Origin of the sequence: Lysinibacillus sp. NPDC093216 (assembly GCF_050280325.1) — a bacterium.
GTDB lineage: Bacteria > Bacillota > Bacilli > Bacillales_A > Planococcaceae > Lysinibacillus.
The window spans coordinates 117,232-137,884 of record NZ_JBNNVB010000004.1 but is presented as its reverse complement, the minus strand read 5'-3'; the positions used below and the strand labels follow the sequence as shown (position 1 = coordinate 137,884).

At 39.5% G+C, this 20,653-nt stretch carries 18 protein-coding genes and 1 other annotated feature; of the genes, 16 read left to right on the top strand and 2 right to left on the bottom strand.

What is annotated here, in order from left to right:
- Nucleotides 1-31: 31 nt before the first annotated feature.
- From ACQKOG_RS06815 to ACQKOG_RS06780, 8 genes are all read left to right on the top strand, one after another.
- Complete coding sequence (locus ACQKOG_RS06815; protein WP_370075421.1) at nt 32-1,054, top strand: LysM peptidoglycan-binding domain-containing protein; 1,023 nt, start codon at nt 32-34, stop codon at nt 1,052-1,054.
- 70 nt (nt 1,055-1,124) lie between these two features.
- The gene (locus ACQKOG_RS06810; protein ID WP_370075420.1) at nt 1,125-1,922 is read left to right on the top strand and encodes a phosphotransferase; all 798 of its coding nucleotides are present in this window, start codon (nt 1,125-1,127) and stop codon (nt 1,920-1,922) included.
- A gap of 114 nt (nt 1,923-2,036) precedes the next feature.
- On the top strand, nt 2,037-2,657 hold the full coding sequence (ruvA, locus tag ACQKOG_RS06805) for a Holliday junction branch migration protein RuvA (RefSeq protein ID WP_370075419.1): 621 nt from the start codon (nt 2,037-2,039) through the stop codon (nt 2,655-2,657).
- An 18-nt stretch (nt 2,658-2,675) separates the two neighbouring features.
- Complete coding sequence (gene ruvB, locus ACQKOG_RS06800) at nt 2,676-3,680, top strand: Holliday junction branch migration DNA helicase RuvB (protein WP_370075418.1); 1,005 nt, start codon at nt 2,676-2,678, stop codon at nt 3,678-3,680.
- Between the two features lie 17 nt (nt 3,681-3,697).
- Nucleotides 3,698-4,741 carry a tRNA preQ1(34) S-adenosylmethionine ribosyltransferase-isomerase QueA gene (gene queA, locus ACQKOG_RS06795; protein ID WP_370075417.1) on the top strand — a complete coding sequence of 348 codons (1,044 nt, stop codon included), beginning with the start codon at nt 3,698-3,700 and terminating at the stop codon, nt 4,739-4,741.
- 54 nt (nt 4,742-4,795) lie between these two features.
- Nucleotides 4,796-5,941 carry a tRNA guanosine(34) transglycosylase Tgt gene (gene tgt, locus ACQKOG_RS06790; RefSeq protein WP_370075416.1) on the top strand — a complete coding sequence of 382 codons (1,146 nt, stop codon included), beginning with the start codon at nt 4,796-4,798 and terminating at the stop codon, nt 5,939-5,941.
- A gap of 173 nt (nt 5,942-6,114) precedes the next feature.
- On the top strand, nt 6,115-6,375 hold the full coding sequence (yajC, locus tag ACQKOG_RS06785; protein WP_370075823.1) for a preprotein translocase subunit YajC: 261 nt from the start codon (nt 6,115-6,117) through the stop codon (nt 6,373-6,375).
- Between the two features lie 149 nt (nt 6,376-6,524).
- Entirely contained in the window at nt 6,525-7,160 is a 636-nt protein-coding gene (locus ACQKOG_RS06780; protein WP_370075415.1) for a DUF421 domain-containing protein, read from the top strand.
- Here the strand turns inward: ACQKOG_RS06780 and ACQKOG_RS06775 are convergent.
- Nucleotides 7,157-8,674, bottom strand: a complete 1,518-nt coding sequence (locus tag ACQKOG_RS06775; RefSeq protein ID WP_370075414.1) for a putative polysaccharide biosynthesis protein — start codon at nt 8,672-8,674, stop codon at nt 7,157-7,159. The genes ACQKOG_RS06780 and ACQKOG_RS06775 overlap by 4 nt on opposite strands.
- Nucleotides 8,675-8,767: 93 nt before the next feature.
- On the opposite strand from ACQKOG_RS06775, the gene ACQKOG_RS06770 reads away from it, so the two are divergent.
- Nucleotides 8,768-9,076 carry a post-transcriptional regulator gene (locus ACQKOG_RS06770; RefSeq protein ID WP_370075413.1) on the top strand — a complete coding sequence of 103 codons (309 nt, stop codon included), beginning with the start codon at nt 8,768-8,770 and terminating at the stop codon, nt 9,074-9,076.
- A 348-nt stretch (nt 9,077-9,424) separates the two neighbouring features.
- Nucleotides 9,425-11,692 (top strand): protein translocase subunit SecDF, encoded by a 2,268-nt coding sequence (secDF, locus tag ACQKOG_RS06765; RefSeq protein ID WP_370075412.1) that lies wholly within the window; start codon nt 9,425-9,427, stop codon nt 11,690-11,692.
- Between the two features lie 283 nt (nt 11,693-11,975).
- On the opposite strand, the gene ACQKOG_RS06760 is transcribed toward secDF, so the two are convergent.
- Nucleotides 11,976-13,664: a methyl-accepting chemotaxis protein gene (locus ACQKOG_RS06760; protein ID WP_370075411.1), complete on the bottom strand. Its 1,689-nt coding sequence runs from the start codon at nt 13,662-13,664 to the stop codon at nt 11,976-11,978.
- A 320-nt stretch (nt 13,665-13,984) separates the two neighbouring features.
- Nucleotides 13,985-14,329: a binding site (T-box leader), on the top strand.
- A 344-nt stretch (nt 14,330-14,673) separates the two neighbouring features.
- Here ACQKOG_RS06760 and ACQKOG_RS06755 point away from each other — a divergent pair.
- The 6 genes from ACQKOG_RS06755 to trpA are packed head-to-tail and all read left to right on the top strand — an operon-like array spanning nt 14,674 to nt 20,476.
- Entirely contained in the window at nt 14,674-16,047 is a 1,374-nt protein-coding gene (locus tag ACQKOG_RS06755) for a chorismate-binding protein (RefSeq protein ID WP_370075410.1), read from the top strand.
- Entirely contained in the window at nt 16,047-17,078 is a 1,032-nt protein-coding gene (trpD, locus tag ACQKOG_RS06750) for an anthranilate phosphoribosyltransferase (protein ID WP_370075409.1), read from the top strand. Before ACQKOG_RS06755 ends, trpD begins: the two co-directional genes overlap by 1 nt.
- Nucleotides 17,075-17,866 carry an indole-3-glycerol phosphate synthase TrpC gene (gene trpC / locus ACQKOG_RS06745; RefSeq protein ID WP_370075408.1) on the top strand — a complete coding sequence of 264 codons (792 nt, stop codon included), beginning with the start codon at nt 17,075-17,077 and terminating at the stop codon, nt 17,864-17,866. Before trpD ends, trpC begins: the two co-directional genes overlap by 4 nt.
- On the top strand, nt 17,863-18,477 hold the full coding sequence (locus tag ACQKOG_RS06740; protein WP_370075407.1) for a phosphoribosylanthranilate isomerase: 615 nt from the start codon (nt 17,863-17,865) through the stop codon (nt 18,475-18,477). The genes trpC and ACQKOG_RS06740 overlap by 4 nt, the downstream gene beginning before the upstream one ends.
- On the top strand, nt 18,477-19,685 hold the full coding sequence (gene trpB, locus ACQKOG_RS06735; RefSeq protein ID WP_427445728.1) for a tryptophan synthase subunit beta: 1,209 nt from the start codon (nt 18,477-18,479) through the stop codon (nt 19,683-19,685). The genes ACQKOG_RS06740 and trpB overlap by 1 nt, the downstream gene beginning before the upstream one ends.
- Complete coding sequence (trpA, locus tag ACQKOG_RS06730; protein ID WP_370075405.1) at nt 19,685-20,476, top strand: tryptophan synthase subunit alpha; 792 nt, start codon at nt 19,685-19,687, stop codon at nt 20,474-20,476. The genes trpB and trpA overlap by 1 nt, the downstream gene beginning before the upstream one ends.
- The last annotated feature ends 177 nt before the right edge of the window (nt 20,477-20,653 follow it).

The following is a 20,653-nucleotide window of genomic DNA, read 5'->3' as shown; positions in this document are numbered from 1 at the left end:
TATGATACGAAGAGAGGAAGGGAGGAAAAAATTGCGTATTCATATTGTCCAAAAGGGAGACACGTTGTGGAAGATTGCGAAAGAGTACGGAATTTCGTTTGAAGATTTAAAGCGGCTTAATGCCCATCTTGCTAATCCAGATTATATTGTACCGGGCATGGAAATTATCCTACCTGAAAAAATACACAAAGAACCACATAGAGAACATCATCGAGAAACAGATTGGGGAATGCATAGAGAGGGGGGACATAGAGAATCCCATAAAGAGGGGCATAAGGAGCACATGCATAAAGAACATATGCACAAGGAGTCACCTACAAGGCACGTTAAAGAAAAAGAGGTTCAAAGACCAACGCCACCACCAATTGTTGTACCACCACCACCAATGCCAGAACCGCAGATGATTCCAATTCCTTATCCAATGCCAATGCCGATGCCTCAGCCAGCGCCTGTTGAGCTTAGCTGGAATCAAAACGTTGTCATGCCAAGTGTAGAACAAACTGTATCTCCAATTCAAATTCAACCACCACCACAGCCTGTAGCCCAACCGATGGCGCAACCACCAGCACCAATGCCACAACCGATTTTTATCATGCCACAAATGCCACAAATGCCAGCAGTACCACATTGTGCAAGCTGCCATCAGCCAGTGCATCATCATATGTATTGGCCGATGCCAATGCCAATGCCAATGCCAATGGAACCGCAAGTTGAGGCTTATACAATGCCAGAGCAACCATCATGTGAAATGGGTTGTGAAAAAGTTGCTGGGGCGGAGGAGTTCTTAGAATCTAGTACATCTCCATTCTTCCCTATGAATCCAGAATATCAGCCAATGCCGGAAATGATGCCGGAAATGGAACAGCCATGTGGTTGTCACGCACAACCAGTCATGATGCCGACTTGGCAAATGGACCCATGTTGTTGTCCGCCGCCATGTCCACCACCATGCCCAATGCCGTGTCCTTCACATTGCCATATGCCACATGCTTCGGTAGGACCATGGATGTCACCGCACTTTTCTCCAGGCGGGATGACGCCTTATCGATGGTGAAAAAGCGTATATTATCGAAGAAGTAAAGCCTAATATTTGGAAGTATAAATATCAATCCAAAAATTATTTTGTGAAACGAGCAAAGCAGATAGAAATAGCAGAAAAGGTAAGGGTTATTCATCGCCGACTTGGACATCTGGAGCCCTCGTTGATCTTACCTTTAATGAAAAGTGAAGATGAGTATTTAATCGTGCAAGATTGGCAAGAAGGAAGTCATAGTGCTAATTTTGCATATAAAAAGGATCGAAAGGAATCACTAAAGCTATTAAATACATTACATGATACAAATAAAAAAATTGCTTGGCAGCGGGTGCCAGGTTTGCACACCTATTCACAGCTTTTAAAATGGCAAATGCGCCATATGCGTTTTAAAAGCAGATGGAATGAATTTCGTGCATTTTTAACAAAGGAAGAAATCAATCAAATTTTACATTATAGTGAGAAATCGTTACAGCTAATCGCTCAGGAAGATGTACCTGAAAAAGAAACAACGCTTTTACATGGAGATGTCGTCCATCATAATTTTTTATGGTGCTCAGATGGGGAATTACGTTTAATTGATTTTGATTTGGCTCACCTTGGGGAAGCAGATGATGAATACATTTTATGGTTACATCGTGTATTGCCTGCCGTAGATTATGACCTTGGTAAAATATTTGCTGAGCTACCAGAGTTGAAACGATTAGATAAAAGAAAGCTACATCGTTTAAAATATCCAAATGAGCTATTACGTGAATGGCTTTTTGCAGCGGATTTACCATTAAATCAACAGCTGGTATTTTTAGATTATTTAGTGCCATTTACAAAACGGGCTCTCACATATTGGCCAAAACTGTGGTACGATATTGATAAAATGATAAAGAAATGACCGTCTTTTGGCGGTCATTTTTGTATGTGAACGACTACTTGTGTTATTTCTTATAGTCGAGCATTCGTTCGTAATATGCTATAATCGAAGACGATGATTGTGAGGGATTATAGAATGTATGATTATTTAAAAGGACAAGTAAAGCGTATAACTCCGGAGTATATCGTCCTTGAACAGCAAGGGATTGGCTGGCAGCTTAATACACCAAATCCATTTGCGTTCCGGACATCGGCCCTTGAACAACAAATTTTTGTTCACTTGCATGTACGTGAGGATGCACAAGTGTTATATGGCTTTCCAAGTTTAGACCAACGAGAGCTGTTTCGTAAACTTATTTTAGTATCAGGAATTGGACCGAAGGGTGCACTTGCTATTTTAGCTACTGGGAATCCGCAACAGGTTATCAGTGCCATTGAACGAGAAGATGAATCGTTTTTAGTAAAGTTTCCTGGTGTGGGTAAGAAAACGGCACGTCAAATGATTCTAGATTTAAAAGGTAAACTTGGCGGATTGTTGGAGACAATTGAGCTGCCAAGTACAGAAGATGAGCTACCGTTATTTGGTGTGAATCCATATAAACATGAGCTTGAAGAAGCTATTCTTGCCTTAATGGCACTTGGTTATTCTGAAAAAGAATTGGAAAAAATACGTCCACAGCTCGAAGAAAACGACAAGCTTGAAACAACAGATGCATTTATGAAACAAGCTTTACAATTGCTATTAAAGTTAAAATAGTGAAAGGGGGGGAAGTACATGTCTGAACGTATGATTGCTAGTGAGGCAGGTAGCTATGATGAACAGTTTGAATTATCTTTACGGCCACAAAGATTAGCACAATACATTGGTCAACATAAGGTAAAGGAGAATTTACAAATTTTCATTGAAGCGGCAAAGCTTCGTCAGGAAAGTTTAGATCATGTGCTGTTATATGGACCGCCTGGACTTGGTAAAACTACATTAGCTGCTGTTATTGCTAATGAAATGAATGTCAATGTGCGCATGACTAGCGGCCCTGCGATTGAACGCCCTGGAGATTTAGCAGCTATTTTAAGCTCACTGGAACCAGGGGATGTGCTATTTATCGATGAAATACATCGCCTGCCTCGTGCAATAGAAGAGGTGCTTTATCCTGCGATGGAGGATTTTTGTTTAGATATTGTCGTTGGTAAGGGCCCTGAAGCGCGTTCTGTACGACTAGATTTACCGCCATTTACACTCGTTGGTGCCACAACAAGAGCTGGCGCATTATCAGCACCTTTAAGGGATCGCTTTGGCGTGTTATTGAGGTTGGAGTATTATGATAATACGTCACTTGCAGAAATTGTTGTACGTAGTGCGCATTTATTTGATGTTGAGATTGAGCAAGTAGCAGCACTTGAAATGGCGACACGCTCACGTGGTACACCCCGTATTGCTAACCGTTTGCTAAAACGAGTGCGAGATTATGCACAGGTGATCGGAGATGGTATGATAACGGAGGGACTTGCTAAGCAAGCGCTTGAGCTATTACAAGTCGATCCTAGAGGACTTGACCATATTGACCATAAACTTGTGACCAATATGATTGAGCGCTTCCGTGGTGGCCCTGTAGGCTTAGATACGCTGGCAGCATCTATAGGCGAGGAACGCGTAACGATTGAAGATGTATATGAGCCATATTTGATGCAAATTGGCTTTATACAACGTACGCCACGTGGACGTGTGGCAACACATTCAGCCTACGAACATTTTGGATATGAGTATCCCCAACAAACCTAGAAGAAGGAAGTATTTTCATGCGTGTAGAAGATTTTGATTTTGAATTGCCAGAAGAGCTTATTGCACAAACACCACTTTTGGACCGAACAGCTAGTCGTTTAATGGTAGTGACGCCAGGCTCACAAAATGTAGAGCATCATCATTTTGCTCATATTTTAGATGAGCTACAAGCGGGAGACTGCCTTGTGTTAAATGATACAAGAGTCTTACCAGCGCGTTTAATGGGCGTTAAAGAAGAAACTGGTGCTCATATAGAAGTACTGCTATTAAAGCAAATGGCAGGTACGGATGAATGGGAAACACTTGTTAAACCAGCTAAACGTGTAAAAGTCGGCACAGTTGTAACATTTGGAGATGGCTTACTGACAGCTACTTGTACAGGAGAGCTTGATCATGGTGGGCGTACATTTGAGTTTAAATATAATGGGATTTTTTATGAAATTTTAGAGCAACTTGGTGAGATGCCACTACCTCCATATATTCGTGAAAAATTAGAGGACAAGGATCGTTACCAAACCGTTTATGCAAAAGAGCGTGGCTCAGCTGCAGCACCGACTGCTGGCTTGCATTTTACAGAAGAATTACTTGAGCAAGTAAAAGCAAAAGGGGTCGAAGTTGTATTTATCACTTTACATGTGGGACTTGGAACTTTCCGTCCTGTAAGTGTAGATTCAATTGAAAATCACGAAATGCATTCAGAATTTTATAGTGTAACGGAAGAAACCGCATCTATCATAAATAGAGTGAAGAGTAATGGTGGAAAAGTGATTGCAGTTGGTACAACCTCTACACGTACATTAGAAACTATCGGCTCTAAATATGAAGGCGAAGTGCGAGCAGAACAAGGTTGGACGTCTATTTTCATTTATCCGGGATATGAATTTACTGTTGTAGATGGTTTAATCACAAACTTCCATTTACCAAAGTCTACCCTAGTAATGCTTGTTAGTACGCTTGCAACAAAAGAAACAATTTTAAGTGCATATCATCAAGCTGTAGAAGAAAAATATCGTTTCTTTAGCTTTGGTGATGCTATGTTTATTCGTCCAAAAGGAGAATAAAGATAAAAATCGGAGTACTGTTTTTACTTTAGATAAGAGAGGGATTTTTATAATATGACACAACCAGCAATTCGTTATGAGCTACTTCATACTTGTAAGCAAACAGGAGCACGCCTTGGCATCGTCCATACACCACATGGCTCTTTTGAAACGCCAGCTTTTATGCCTGTTGGTACACAAGCAACTGTTAAAACAATGTCACCTGAGGAATTAAAGGACATGAATGCAGGTATTATTCTGTCAAATACGTATCATTTATGGCTACGACCAGGTAATGATATTGTTAAAGAAGCAGGTGGCTTGCATAAATTTATGAACTGGGATCGCCCGATTCTAACAGATTCAGGTGGTTTCCAAGTATTCTCACTTAGTCAATTCCGTAAAATCGAAGAAGAAGGGGTTCATTTCCGCAATCACTTGAATGGGGACAAATTGTTTTTAAGTCCAGAAAAGGCGATGGAAATTCAAAATGATTTAGGCTCAGATATTATGATGGCTTTTGATGAATGTCCACCTTACCCTGCGACATATGACTATATGCTGCAATCGGTAGACCGTACAACTCGTTGGGCTAAACGTTGTAAAGAGGCACATAAACGTCCAGAAGACCAAGGTCTATTCGGTATCATTCAAGGGGGAGAATACGAGGAGTTACGCCGTCGTTCTGCAGAAGCATTAGTAGAGCTAGATTTCCCTGGTTATGCAATTGGAGGACTATCTGTTGGTGAGCCTAAGGATGTTATGAACCGAGTGTTAGAGTTTACAACACCATTAATGCCAACGAATAAACCACGTTATTTAATGGGTGTCGGTTCACCTGACTCATTAATTGATGGTGCTATTCGTGGTATTGATATGTTTGACTGTGTATTACCAACACGTATTGCCCGTAATGGCACATTAATGACATCTGAAGGTCGTTTAGTTGTTAAAAATGCAAAATATGCACGTGATTTCGGACCAATTGATCCGAATTGTGATTGCTATACATGTAAAAACTATTCACGCGCCTATATCCGCCATCTAATTCGTACGGAAGAAACGTTTGGTATCCGTTTAACGACTTACCATAACTTACACTTCCTATTGAAGCTAATGGAACAAGTACGTGAGGCAATACGCGAGGACCGTCTTGGTGATTTCCGAGAAGAATTTTTCGAGAAATATGGCTTTAATGGACCAAACGCAAAGAACTTCTAATATTTAGTAAAAAAATCATGTAAATTTGTGTGAAATGTGAATATTTCTAGCAAAAAATTGTCTATCTTAGAAAAAATATTAGTAATATAGAAAAAAAATGGGCTTGTCCGTCGCTTTTTTAGGGTGGAATAGTCTATACTAAAAAAGTGAGAATTAGAAAGGGGGCAAGAATGATGGAACAATATTCTGGCTTAATCATGATTTTAATCATGTTCGTTGCAATGTGGTTTATTTTAATCCGCCCTGCCAAAAAGAGACAGCAGGAAACACAAAATATGCAGGGTAATTTGCAACGTGGAGATAAAGTTATTACAATCGGTGGTTTACATGGTGAGATTGACTCAATTGAGGACACAACTATAACATTAAAAATCGCAGACAATGTGCGCGTAAAATTTGATCGTCAGGCAATCGGACGAGTTAACAATGACTAAAATTGATTTTAAAGGCGTTGTCCAACATTAGTGGACAACGCCTTACACCATATAAATAGCTTTGTCAAAATGCAGAATTCATTTTTGACAAGGCTTTTTTTGTATAAAAAGTAACGTACACGGTCACCTTATATTATGGGGGTGACTGTATGGAAGAATATTTAACGATTATTTTTAGAACATGCTTTTTATATGTGTTTATCCTAATAATTTTTCGTTTAATGGGTAAACGTGAGGTCGGCGAATTATCTGTAATAGATTTAGTTGTATCCATTTTAATGGCTGAGGTTGCTGCGTTTGCACTTGATGATTTCGAAAGTCCTTTATTTAGTGTGATTTTACCAATCATCATATTGTTTTTCATACAAATAACAACTGCATATATTTCACTCAAAAGTAAAAAATTCCGTGATCTAGTTGATGGTGATCCAGTATTACTGATAAGAGATGGTGTCATTTTAGAAAGTGAAATGCGCAAGCAACGCTATAATTTAGATGATTTGTGTCAACAATTACGCGAAAACGGAAATGCTTCCGTTACAGATATTGCTTATGCTTATCTAGAGCCCTCGGGCAATCTGTCTGTATACCAAAAAGATGAAAAGGCATTTGTTTACCCACTGATTATCGACGGTGATATTCAGGATAGGCATTTACAGGTCTTGCATAAAGATACTGATTGGTTAATAGCAGAGCTTGCTAAAAATAATATTACGGATAGTAACATAGTATTTTTTTGTGTTTGGGAAGAAGATCGGCTTCATATCCAGCTGAAAGAATCTTAAACTTTCTTGGCCAGCTTACGAAGGTAGCGCAAATCAGTTATGCGCAACTGATTGGTAAATAATAAGAAAGTAAATAGTAAAAACAACGTTACACAGCTACTTAAAATAAAAGGCAGTGGCATTATTTGCATCAGGAAATACTGAGTAACACAAACAGCAATAAAGCAGCTATATGGCACGACAAACATTCTAAAGCCAGCACGTAAATTTTTGCGCTGTCTTACTGTTGCGATATGCAAAAATGAAGTTAATAAAACGCCAAAGCCAATTGCTACAACGGCACCTTTTTCCTGTATCCCAGGCTGAGAAGCAAGTACGAACATGACAAAGAGTTTACCAAGACCACCATAAATGGAGTTCATCATTGCTGCACGAGCCTCACCGATTGCTTGTAATATAGAGTGCAATGGACTTTGTATATAATAAAAATAAAAAATAGGGGCCAATATTTTCACATATCCACGATTTTCTTGTAAGTGAAAGAGCTTCATAGCTAAGTCGTCTCCATGAACGAAAAAGTACGTAGCAGCAACACAGCCCACTAATGATGAAAGTCGCAATGATACAGAAATACGTTCCTGTAGGAGCGGTATGTGCTGACGTGCAACGGCATCACTAACAGCTGGTATAAGAACGATCGAAAGTGCTGCAGACACAAAAGCCGGGAATAATAATAGGGGGACTAGTACACCTGAAATAACCCCATATAAAATTGTTGCAGCGGAGGCTGTTAATCCTGCCATTGTTAAAGCCTTTAAAAAAATGATAGGCTCTAAAAACCAAGTAAAAGATCCAAATAGCTTGCTTCCTGCAGAAGGAAGGGCAATCCGTAACATCGGAGAGGAAGGATAAGCCTCAATTTTGTTTTTTTGTGTCAATAATTTTTTCTTTGAGACAATATAATGCATCCACAAATACAAGAAAGCAACGACTTCAGCTAGAAGCGTAATACCCATAGCAGAGGCTGCTGTAACGGCAGCGTTATCATAGGCAGCCACAAAAGGCAGTGTAAATGTGATGAAGGTAATGCGGATAATTTGCTCAATCATTTGAGCCCAAGCTGTTGGTGTAATTTTCGCAATACCCTGTAAATAAGCGCGCAATAAGCCAGAACCAACTGACACTGGTACAGCAAAGAGTGCAATCCAAAGCGTAATTGTTGTTTGTTCATTATGTAAAAGTGTAGTCGAGATATATGGTATAGTAAGTGCAACAATCGGCATAAAGATGATCATTCCAATAAATGACCAAAGTATAGCCGTACGCATAACACCATAGATGCCTTCGCGTTTGTTCTTTGCTAGTAACTCTGCTACAATTTTTGCCACAGCGATAGGTAGTCCAAGTTGAATGAGTGAGATGAAGAAAATGAACGCCGGATAGACGGTCATATAAATGCCGACTGCCTCTTCACCAGCGATACGCATAAATTGCATTCTATAAAAGAAGCCAAAGAGTTTTGATAAAAAAATCACGAACATTAAAAATAGTGTACCCCGTACAAAAGAACTCATGCCATCCGTCCCTTCTCAAGCCACAAAAATTCATTTACACTATTTGTATGCAGACATGTCTTACGATACAACTTTGATTGGAGATGATTCAAAATGAGTATGCAGTATGAGCAACTATTTGAAAAAATTCGTCCTGCAATTGATAGTAAGATAGAAGAGTTTAAACATTTTCAATATGATGCGATTACAGCAGAAGAACTATGGCGCTTCTGTATAGAAAAAAAATGGCGCAAAAAAAATATTGAACAATTACGTTTACATGAAATTATCTCCACTATTTTTTCAGTATCACCATCTGATATCGTATCATTTAATCAAGTAGAATTTTTACAAAGCAATGAATGGTTTACAGAATTGAATACGGAAGAGTTAAAAATGCTACTTGGTCCGGTTAAAACTTAAGAAGAATGTGTGAAATTTGTCAAATAATAAAAGAATACTAAAAGTGTTGAATTGACACCAAGCGCAACGTGTTTCATAATGAGTGTGTTGCGCTTTTTTTATTTGTATAAGTATATTTATTCAAATACCTCCTAATAATTCTTTTCTAAATCTGGAGGAATACACCTATTCAAATACAGGGATAAATTTGCGCGTTATGAACGATTGAAATAAGTAGAGCAATCTTTTTGAAGCACAGGCAACATTATTCTAAAGGAAAAGGAGGAATAAACGTTTCAAAAGGACTTGCTATTATACTTGTTTGTAGTGTAAGGAATTGCCTTACACCAATTCGAGGAGGATTTATAAATGAAACTAAAAAGTCGTATAGTTGCATTCGTATTACTATTGGTTATTTTTACAGCAACCATTGGTACGACTGTAAGCGGCGTCTTAAAGGACATTAAGCTAGGTCTTGACTTACAAGGCGGGTTTGAGGTTCTTTATGAGGTGACAGAATTACACAAGGGAGAAGAAATTACACCGGGTGTTTTGTCGGCAACAGCAACAGCTCTTGGTGAACGTGTAAATGCTATCGGGGTAAGTGAACCGAGCATTCAGGTTGAAGACAAAAATCGTATTCGTGTACAATTAGCGGGTGTCGAAGACCAAGAATCAGCACGTAAATTATTGTCTACTACTGCGAATTTAACATTCCGTGATGTCGATGACAATATATTGCTGGATGGTAATGACTTAAAGCCAGGTGGCGCTAAGGATTCCTTTGACCAACAAAACCGTCCAATTGTTTCCCTAACATTAAAAGATGCAAAGAAATTTGCTGATATAACTAGTAAAATTGCCGCTAAACCAGCAGGTCAAAATTTACTCGTTGTATGGTTAGACTTTGAAGATGGTGTTGATTCATATAAAGCTGAATCACAAAAAGCGAAGCCTCGTTATGCATCTGCAGCAACTGTTAACCAAACATTAAATACAACGGATGTAATGATTAGCGGGAATTTCACAGTTGAAGAAACAAAAAATTTAGCAGGTATTTTAGATGCTGGGGCACTTCCTGTAAAGCTTAAAGAAATTTATTCTACTTCAGTTGGTGCACAATTTGGTGACCAAGCACTGAAAAGTACAATTTTCGCAGGTGTTGTAGGCGTAGTAATAATTTTCTTATTTATGCTATTCTACTATCGTTTACCTGGCTTTATTTCCATCATTACACTTGCTATTTTCACGTTCCTAGTACTAGTTGTATTTGGCTGGATTAACGCGGTATTAACACTGCCAGGTATTGCAGCTATCGTGCTCGGTATAGGGATGGCCGTTGATGCGAATATTTTAGCAGCGGAGCGTATTCGTGAAGAGCTACGAGTAGGTTATTCGGTTAAACAAGCATTCCAGATTGGCTCGAAGGAGTCTTTATCAGCAATTATCGATGCACAGCTAACTACATTATTAGCTGCTGCTGTATTATTCCAATGGGGGACAAGCTCTGTTAAAGGATTTGCAACAACATTAATTATTAGTATTTTACTAAGCTTCGTAACAGCTGTTTGGGGTTCTCGTGTACTATTAGCTTTACTTGCAAATAGTGGCTATTTCAACAATCCAGCATGGTTTGGTATTGCAAAATCTAAACAGCATAGCTTAGATGAAAATATTGGTACATTAGATTTATCAACGAAATTTGATCGTTTTGACTTTGTACACAACCGTAAGAAATTCTATACATTCTCATTAGCTATTCTAGTAGCTGGTTTAGTGGTTCTTGGTATATTCCGTCTAAACCTTGGTATTGATTTTTTAAGTGGTACTCGTGTGCAAATTGAGGCGGAGCAAACGTTGAATAAAGAAGAAGTATCTAAATATCTAGATAGTATTGGCTTCTCATCTGAAGATATCGTTTTGACAGGTGAAAAGAGTAACTCTGCGGTTATCCGTTACAAACATGACCTATCGCAAGCAGAAATTTTAAAATTCAAAAAAGAAGCTGGCAAAAAATATGGTCATGAACCTGGCGTAAGTACAGTGTCACCAACTGTCGGTAAAGAGCTTGTAAAAAATGCTGTAAAAGCATTATCACTTGCGGCTATCGGTATCATTATCTATGTAGCGGTTCGTTTCGAATGGCGCATGGGTGTTGGGGCGATTGTCTCGTTACTACATGACGTATTCTTAATTGTTGCTGTATTTAGTTTCATGCGCTTAGAAGTTGATATTACGTTTATTGCAGCTGTACTGACGATTGTCGGTTATTCTATTAATGATACGATCGTTACGTTTGACCGGATGCGTGAAAACTTAGATCGATATGATACGATTAAAGACCGTGAAGTGTTAGCGGATATCGTGAACAAATCACTACGTCAAACGATGGGTCGATCTGTTAACACAGTGTTAACGGTTATTATCGTGACAGTGTCACTTCTTATTTTAGGTGCACCGTCGATTCAAAACTTCTCAATCGCGTTATTAATCGGTTTAATCACAGGTATGTATTCTTCAATTTGTATTGCTGCACAAATCTGGTATTCACTTAAAGTTCGTGAAATGAAAAAATCAGATGGTCAAATACACAAAAAAGAGAAAAAACAATGGGGTACTGACGAGCCTACTGTTTAACATAAGTCTTTAAAACAGGGAAAGGAAACATTTCTTTCCCTGTTTTTTTATAAAGAAAAGAATCTGCTTGCTTTCTTTGGAAAGTAGCAGATTCTTTTTGTTTCATATAATCAATTATGCCTCGGCATAATTGCGTACGGAGACTATAACTTTTTCAATAAATGTCTATTTGTACCGAAAGCGTAGCGGCAGGAAATAATTGTAACTGCCGTTTCACTTACGTTACATAAAACAATTGTAGCTGACGCTTCGCTTTCGCTACCAAAACAATTGTTGAAAGAAGTTAAAGTTTAAATTGCAGAAGTAATGCTTGGAGTTGCTGAGCGTTATTGCTTAATTCCTCAGCTACCTCATTCACCTGCTGCATTGTTGCAGCTTGCTCTTCTACTGCTTCAGCAATGATTTGTGAGTTGCTCGCTGAAATACTCGCACCATTTGCAATTTCTGTTACAGAGGCAGCTACTTCTTCAGCACTAGCTGAGATTTGTTCCGAAGTGGCTGAGATATCTTCAATTTGGTCAGTAAATGTTTGCACAGACTCTGTAATAGAATCGAATGCATCACCGGCCTCATGAATTTTTGCTACACCATCCTGCACAGATACTAATCCTTCATGCACAGCAGTGGCAACGTTTTTTGTATCCGTTTGAATTTCATTTGTAAGGGCGACAATTTGGCCAGCAGATTGCTTGGATTCTTCAGCAAGCTTTCGTACTTCATCTGCTACAACCGCGAAGCCTTTGCCGTGCTCACCAGCTCGTGCTGCTTCGATGGCAGCATTGAGCGCCAGTAAATTTGTTTGTTCAGTAATAGCCGTAATTACTTTTGTAATTTGCCCGATTTCTTCAGATTGCTTACTTAGCTTTTGCGTTAAATCGGCAATTCGTGTAGTTGACTCAGAAATTGTATCCATCTGCTCCTTGGCAGTCGTAATAGTTTCCCCCCCGGTATTAGCAAGCTGTGTCATATTTATAGCATTGTGATGCAAATTTTGAGTAGCCTCAGCAATTCGTTGTACACCAGCAGCTGTTTCATCCATAGCTAGAGCACTTTGTTGAGAGGCACTAGCAGATGAAGTTAGATGGTTTGACGTGTCTTGTACTCGATGTGAGATGTCGCTTGAAGTTGTTGTCACTTCCACAGTGCTAGCGGAAAGCTCTTCAGAAGCGGCAGATAATTGTGTCGCGTTGTCCTGAATATTTTTAAGTAGTACAGATAAATTCTGTTTTAACGCATTCACTGCATTGGCAAGTGTACCAATCTCATCTTTTGAGTTATGTTCAAGCTGAGCAATCGTTAAGTCACCGTGTGCTAACGTATCGGCTGCATTAATCACTTTATGAAGCGGTTGAATGATGGAGCGTTTTACAAAATACATAAAATATAAACCAACAATTGCACTTAAAACAAGTAAGGCAATAGAAATAATAATAGCTTGTGCAACTGTTTGGACAACACTACTTTTAACCTTTTGCAGCTGTTCATCATGATAGTTTAATAAATCATTTGTCAGTGTGTAAATTTCTTTGTTGCTTTTTGTAACTTCTCCATTTATGTATGATAAAGCTAAATCTGTATTTCCACTATTAAATGCTTGCACTGCTTTATCAGAACTTGTTAGTAAATCTTGCTGTAATTCGGTTACTTGCTTCATAATATTTTTTGTGTAATCGGAACGAACAATGCCTGAAAGTTCTTGGATTGTTTCTGGTAATTGTTTTTCATAACGTTCTAAATTTGATTTTGTCGTCTCATCCTTAATATTCAGAATATAGGAACGTAAAAAAAGCCCCTGTGAGGCAAGCTGTTGCTGTATTTCCTCTGTTAATTCAATTTGCACGATTCTGTGATCAAGTACCTCTACTATATCTCCTTCCACCGACTTAAATTGAAAAAATGCAATAATACTTGATATTAAAAGTAAACAAGTGAGTGAAATAAAACCTATATTTAGTTTTTTTCGAACGGACATATTCGTTCCTACCTTCTTTAATGTATTAGAGAATCAATGGTCTAAATTTACTATAACTTGATATTTTTACAAGGTCAATACTTGATAAATTCTCAAAAGTAGGTAGTTTAATTCCCTTTTACTGGTGCAGATAGAAGGTGATTTTTCCTATTATATAATTTCAAAAGTCCTTTCAACATTTTCCTTTTTCTCTGAATTGATTGACAATTTTCATAGCTTGGCATAAAATAAGGCTAACTTTTTTGTTCGATACAAGGTAGTTGGTCTCGGGAGCGAGGTCAGCCTTAGAACAGATGAGCTGAGTTTAGATGAGAATAGCTGAGAAATTGTTGAATAAGAGTAGTAGCGTAAGTGTGCAATTTAGAGAGTCAGTGGCTGGTGCGAACTGATTTGTAGCTTATGTGAATGGACTTATGAGAGTCGCTAATTATCTTCATCCAGTGGGTATACAAACACCTACTGAACGCCGGATGTTATTACGCCAAGGCGGAATTGATAATAGCGAACGGATTCCCCACGTTATAGGGGGTGCTTCGATTTAGACAAATCTTTTTACATTAATTAAAAAGATATGTCAATTTTACTGACGAACTAAGTTTGAGCACATAAGGGAGAGCAAATATGCTCTAATATGAGGTGGCAACGCGGTCATGATCGTCCTCTGCAATTAGGAAAAATCCTATTTGCAGAGGACTTTTTTTATTGCTTCTATTTGCATGGGATGAATGCTCCGAAGATATTACTAATAAATTTGTAGACATTATCGGCGGTGGTTAGGTCAAAAAAAGAAGGACGCCCCCAGGAAGCTTTGCTCTGTGCGAAAGCGAAGCGCCAGCAGCAAATGTTTTATCTGTGCGTCAGTGGCAAAGAGCCCAGCCGGAACGGAAATCAACCCTACGCTATGATGATGATCCTTTTTATTCAACTTTATTCAATAAAAGTCGATTCAGGTGCTATACATTTTTTAGTTAAACGTTAGTGAATTTATAAGAAAAGGAGCTTGGTAATTATGCAATCGACGAGTTCAAGAACAAAAATGAAAACCATTAATGCTGATTCTTTAACACCGATTTTAATTTTTAGACGCCTACAAGGGAAGCGTAAATTTTTACTTGAGAGTTCAGCACAGCATGAGGGAGCAGGACGTTTTTCTTTTATTGGTGCTAATCCAAGAAAAACGTATAAAGGCTATGGAGAGGAGATTCAGGAATATTCATATAAGACTGGAAACACCTATACACATAAGGGCGATATGTTTGTTTTATTGAAAAGATTAATGCCGCGTATATCCAATACGACACAATTCCCGTTTTCAGGAGGAGCTGTTGGTTATATTGGTCATGATGCAACAACGATTTTATCAACTGCTCAGGATAAAGTGCAGCTCCCAGATGTGCATTTCCATGTGTATGAGACGGTCATTGTGTTTGATCATGTAACAGATGAGGTTACTTTGATTCATACAAATATCGATGCAGAAAAAAAAGAACCAAATTTAGAAGAGTTGGCAGAGCAACTTTTAAACGGTAGGGAGGATGAGGATACAACTTGTAGCTATGAACCTTTTGAATCGTCTACGAATGAACAATTTGCAAATTCTCTTACATCTATCAAAGCTATTTTAGATGAAGATATTACAAGAGTCGTTTTATCAAAGTGTTTTTTAGCAAATTTACAAGGAGATGCTTTCGCTTTATATCGTCAATTGCGTAAAAAACATCCTGCTCCGTATATGTATTATGTAGAGTTTGAGGATCATGTTGTTTTAGGAACATCTCCTGAAAGCCTAATTCGTGTAAAAGGTGAGCGTGTGATTGCAACACCAACAGAGGGGACATATCCAAGAGGTTCCACAAAAGGTGAAGATTTAGAACATGAACGAAAGCTCTATGAAAACACAAATATTAGGAAGTCGCATGCTGTACTTGTTTCTGCCGTGCGACAAGAGTTACAGTCTGTGTGCTTCCGAGATTCCATTCAAGTCATTGAGGCGATGAGAATTGAACGCTCAAAGCATGCATTACACATGGCATCGAGAGTCGAAGGGCAAATATTACCGATGCTCCATGCACTGGATGTATTAGCTGCGACGTTACCACCTTTTGCATCAGCAAGTATGCCAAAAGAACAGGTAAGGGACTATTTTGGGAAATCTAATCAAGTTACGGAGATATTTAGAGGAGCTCTTGGATTTATTGGTTTTAACGGTCATCTTGATTTTGCTTTAACAGGGAAATCCATTGTCATAGAAAATGAAACGATGCATCTGCAAACAACTGTAACGGTGACCAAATACACAAATGTCGATGAAAGTTTAAAACAAATAGAAGAGGACCAACAGGAATTTTTACAGCTACTTGAAAAAGAAGGAGGTCCACATTAATGGATGGTATTCGTCAAAAAATACAACAACGAGAGCATTTAATGTATGAGGAAATGCTAAAGGCAGCAAAATGGATGTTCCAAGATGACACACCGAAGGAAGAAATTGCAAGCTTTTTAACAGCATTATCTGTTAAAGGTGAAACAGCACATGAAGTAGCGGCATTAGCTACCGTTATGCGTTCCTTTGCACTAGACGTACCAGCAAAAGCTGGGATCTATATGGATAATTGCGGAACCGGTGGTGATGGTCTTAATACATTTAATATAAGTACGGCTTGCGCCTTTGTGTTAGCAGGGGCAGGTGTCAAAATGGCGAAGCACGGGAATCGCAAAATTTCTTCGGCATCCGGAAGCTCTGATGTTTTGGAAGCACTCGGTATTCATACGAATATTTCCATTGAGCAAACTGTTGAGCTGTTAGAGAAAGAAGGAATAGCCTTTTTATATGCTCCAAATGTGCATCCAAAATTAAAGCGAATCGGCGAGGTACGTCGGGCACTAGGCAAGCCAACTATATTTAATCTTGTCGGTCCACTTACGAATCCAGTGCCTTTATCGACGCAATTTACCGGCATTAACCGTCCGAATTTTGTCATGGAGTATGCTTCGGTATTACAAATGCTCGGGCGTGAACGTGCAATGGTCGTTTCTGGGCCACTAAGTTTAGACGAGGCGTCATTAGCTGGCCAAAATACTTTTGTCTTAGTAGATAAAGGAGACTTGATTCCTTTTTCTTTAACTCCAGAGGATGCGGGTCTTAGCTATGCACCAATAGAGGCCATTCGTGGAGGCAATGCAGATGAAAATGCCGCTATTATGCGTAAATTATTAGCTGGTGAACAAAGTGCTTACTTTGACACGGTTTTATTGAATGCTGGTATTGGGTTGTTCAGCTATGGAATTTCTGAAACTGTTAAAGAAGGTGTAGAAATGGCGAAGGATAGTATTTTTAGCGGTCGTGCCCTTCAAAAATTAGAGGCAGTTGTCGCTTATAGTGAGCATATTAAAAGAGTGGAGGTCCAACAATGAATATCTTAAATAAAATTCTTGAACAAAAAAAGATAGAAGTTAGTGCTTTACTTGAACAGCCCGACCCGTTAGCTAATTTTACAGAAAATCTGCGTCCGTCATTATTTGAACGATTGAGAAAAGCTGAAACATTACAGGTTATTTCTGAAATGAAGCGTGCTTCCCCTTCAAAGGGACTTATCGCAGAAGGGGCAGATCCAGTGGCGCAGGCAAAAAAATATGCAGAAGCTGGAGCAGCGGCCATTTCTGTTTTAACAGATAAAAAGTTTTTTAAAGGCTCCTTTGATGATTTAGCTGCAGTTGCAAATGCTGTTCAAACGCCACTTCTTTGTAAGGACTTTATGATCGATCGTGTGCAAATTCGATTTGCAAAGGCATCAGGTGCATCTATTATTTTACTAATTGTAGCCGCGTTAACAGATGAGGCATTACGCGATCTATATAGCTATGCAACAGGCTTAAATCTAGAAGTCTTAGTGGAGGTGCATGATTTAGAGGAGCTTGAACGTGCTATTGCAGTGGGGGCCAAGCTAATTGGCGTCAATAACCGTGATTTACGTACCTTTGAGGTGAGTCTGGAACGGACACGTGAAATTGCAGAAGCTTTTCCGTTCGAAGGAGAGAAAGTATTAATAAGTGAAAGTGGGATTTGGACGCAAGAAGACGCTAAAGTAGTGGCAGCCATGGGGGCTAGTGGCGTTCTTGTAGGTGAGTCATTAATGCGCAGTGGTGATGCAGGTACTGCGCTAAAAAGTTTACAGGTCAATAAGGTGGGGGCATCTGTATGACGAAGGTAAAAATTTGTGGACTGAAGGAACAACAGCATGTGCAGGCAGCGGTAGAGGCAGGAGCGGATGTAATTGGTTTTGTCTTTGCACCAAGTAAACGACGAGTGACGGTTGAACAGGCACAGCAATTAGCCAAACATGTGCCAGAGGGCGTTTTAAAAATCGGTGTTTTTGTTAATCCAAGCGCAGCGGAATTACGTACAGCGGTAGAAAGCGTGCCATTAGATTATGTGCAATATCATGGGGAAGAATCTCCGGAGTTTATTCGTCAGCAAGGTTATCCAGCCATTAAAGCTTTATCCGTAAGAGGTATTGAAGATGTTCAGGCTGCTGCTAACTATGATGTAGACTATTACTTATTTGATGCACCAGGGACAGATTTTAAAGGTGGCAGTGGTCACACGTTTGATTGGACCCTCTTAGAGATGGTAGGGATTCCACGAGAAAAGCTAATTTTAGCAGGTGGTTTGCAAGTTGAAAATATTGAAGAAGCAGTATCACTTGTGTCGCCATTTATGGTAGATGTATCGAGTGGCGTAGAGACAGACGGTGTAAAAGACATAGTAAAAATAAACGCATTTATACAGGCAGTGAAGAAGGGAAGAGTATAATGGTAAATTCAATTGCAAATAGTGTACCGACAAAGGAAGGGCGTTATGGGAAATTTGGTGGACAATTTGTTCCGGAAACATTAATGACAGCTTTGTTGGAATTAGAGGCGGCCTATGATGAGGCAATGAATGATCAAACATTTACTGAGGAATTGGCCTATTATTTACAACAATACGTTGGCCGTGAGACGCCATTGTATTATGCAGAAAATTTAACAAAAGAGCTAGGCGGCGCGAAGATTTATTTAAAACGTGAAGATTTAAATCATACTGGAGCCCATAAGATTAATAATGCGATTGGTCAAGCGTTTCTTGCAAAACGAATGGGCAAAAAGAAAATAGTGGCAGAAACAGGTGCAGGGCAGCACGGGGTGGCAACGGCAACTGCATGCGCATTATTGAATCTTGAATGTGTTGTATTTATGGGAGCGGAGGATATAGAACGTCAACAATTGAATGTCTTTCGCATGGAGTTACTCGGTACAAAAGTGGAGTCTGTAGAAACAGGTTCAAAAACATTGAAGGATGCTGTCAATGCAGCACTGCGCTACTGGGTGACAAATGTTGAAGATACTCATTATATTTTAGGCTCAGCTTTAGGACCACATCCATTCCCAAAAATCGTTAGGGATTTCCAGCGTGTAATTGGCGTTGAAACTAGAGAACAGATTTTAGCTAAGGAAGGGCGTTTACCAGATGCAGTCGTTGCTTGTATAGGTGGAGGTAGTAATGCAATCGGTATGTTCCATCCTTTTGTCGACGATGAAACTGTAGCGCTATACGGAGTAGAGGCTGCAGGTAGTGGCATTGAGACAGGAAAACATGCAGCAGCAATCGCTGGTGGACAACTAGGCGTTTTACACGGTGCATACATGTATTTATTACAAGATGAAAATGGCTTTGTGCAAGAGGCACATTCTATTTCAGCTGGTTTAGATTATCCAGGGAAGGGCCCGGAACATTGTTATTTACATGATATTGGGCGTGTTACATTTGATGCGATTACAGATAGTGAAGCACTTGAGGGTTTGCAGTTACTGTGTAGAACAGAAGGTATACTACCTGCGCTAGAAAGCTCTCATGCCATTGCCTATACAGCAAAACTTGCGAAGACAATGTCTACAGATGACATCATTGTTGTGTGCTTATCCGGCCGAGGAGATAAAGATGTTCATACTGTTCGTAAAGCATTAGGAGGAGAAATGTAATGACAACACTACAGCAGGCAATTGAACAAACGAAGATCGCTGGTAATAAAGCATTTATACCATATATTATGGCGGGCGATGGGGGACTGGAAACTTTGAAGCCAACGATCCTGAAGTTACAGCAAATGGGTGTAACGGCCATTGAAGTTGGGATACCGTTCACGGATCCTGTAGCAGATGGGCCTACGATAGAGCAAGCAGGTGAACGGGCTTTAGCAGAAGGTGTGACATTACGTAAAGTGCTAGAAGCATTAGCTTCATTTAAAGAAGAAATTCAAGTTCCGTTAGTTGTTATGACTTATTTTAATCCTGTTTTAGCTTTTGGGTTAGAGTCTTTCGCGAAGGCTTGTGTAGCGGGGGGCGTTAAAGGATTAATCGTTCCTGATGTACCACTTGAAGAAAGTGCCGTTTTACGTGACACATTAAATCCTCAAGGTATCGACATCGTTCAACTTGTATCGTTAACAAGTCCTCCAGAGCGAATTGCACGTATCGCGGCTGCTAGTCAAGGCTTCGTTTATGCTGTGACAGTCAATGGAATCACAGGGGCTCGCACAAGCTTTGCAAATGATTTACATGATCATTTTGCTCGCTTACGTGAAGCAAGTCAAATACCAGTACTAGCTGGCTTTGGAATTTCAACACCCGAGCAAGTGGTTAGCATGGGGGCACTTAGTGATGGCGTAATCGTTGGTAGTGCGATCGTGACAGCATTGCATGAAGGTGATTTAGATAAGGTTGAAGCATTAGTATTTGCTTCAAAAGGTGTGTTTCAGAAGTCTACTCTTTAATGGAGTAGGCTTTTTTCTTTTGAGACTGGTATTCAAGGCTTTGACGGTTCCATCCGCGACTTTGGTGGCTCTATCCACGACTTTGGCGGCTCTATCGATGAATTTGGCGGCTTTATCGATGAATTTGGCGGTTCTATCGATGAATTTGGCAGCTCTATCGATGAATTTGGCGGCTCT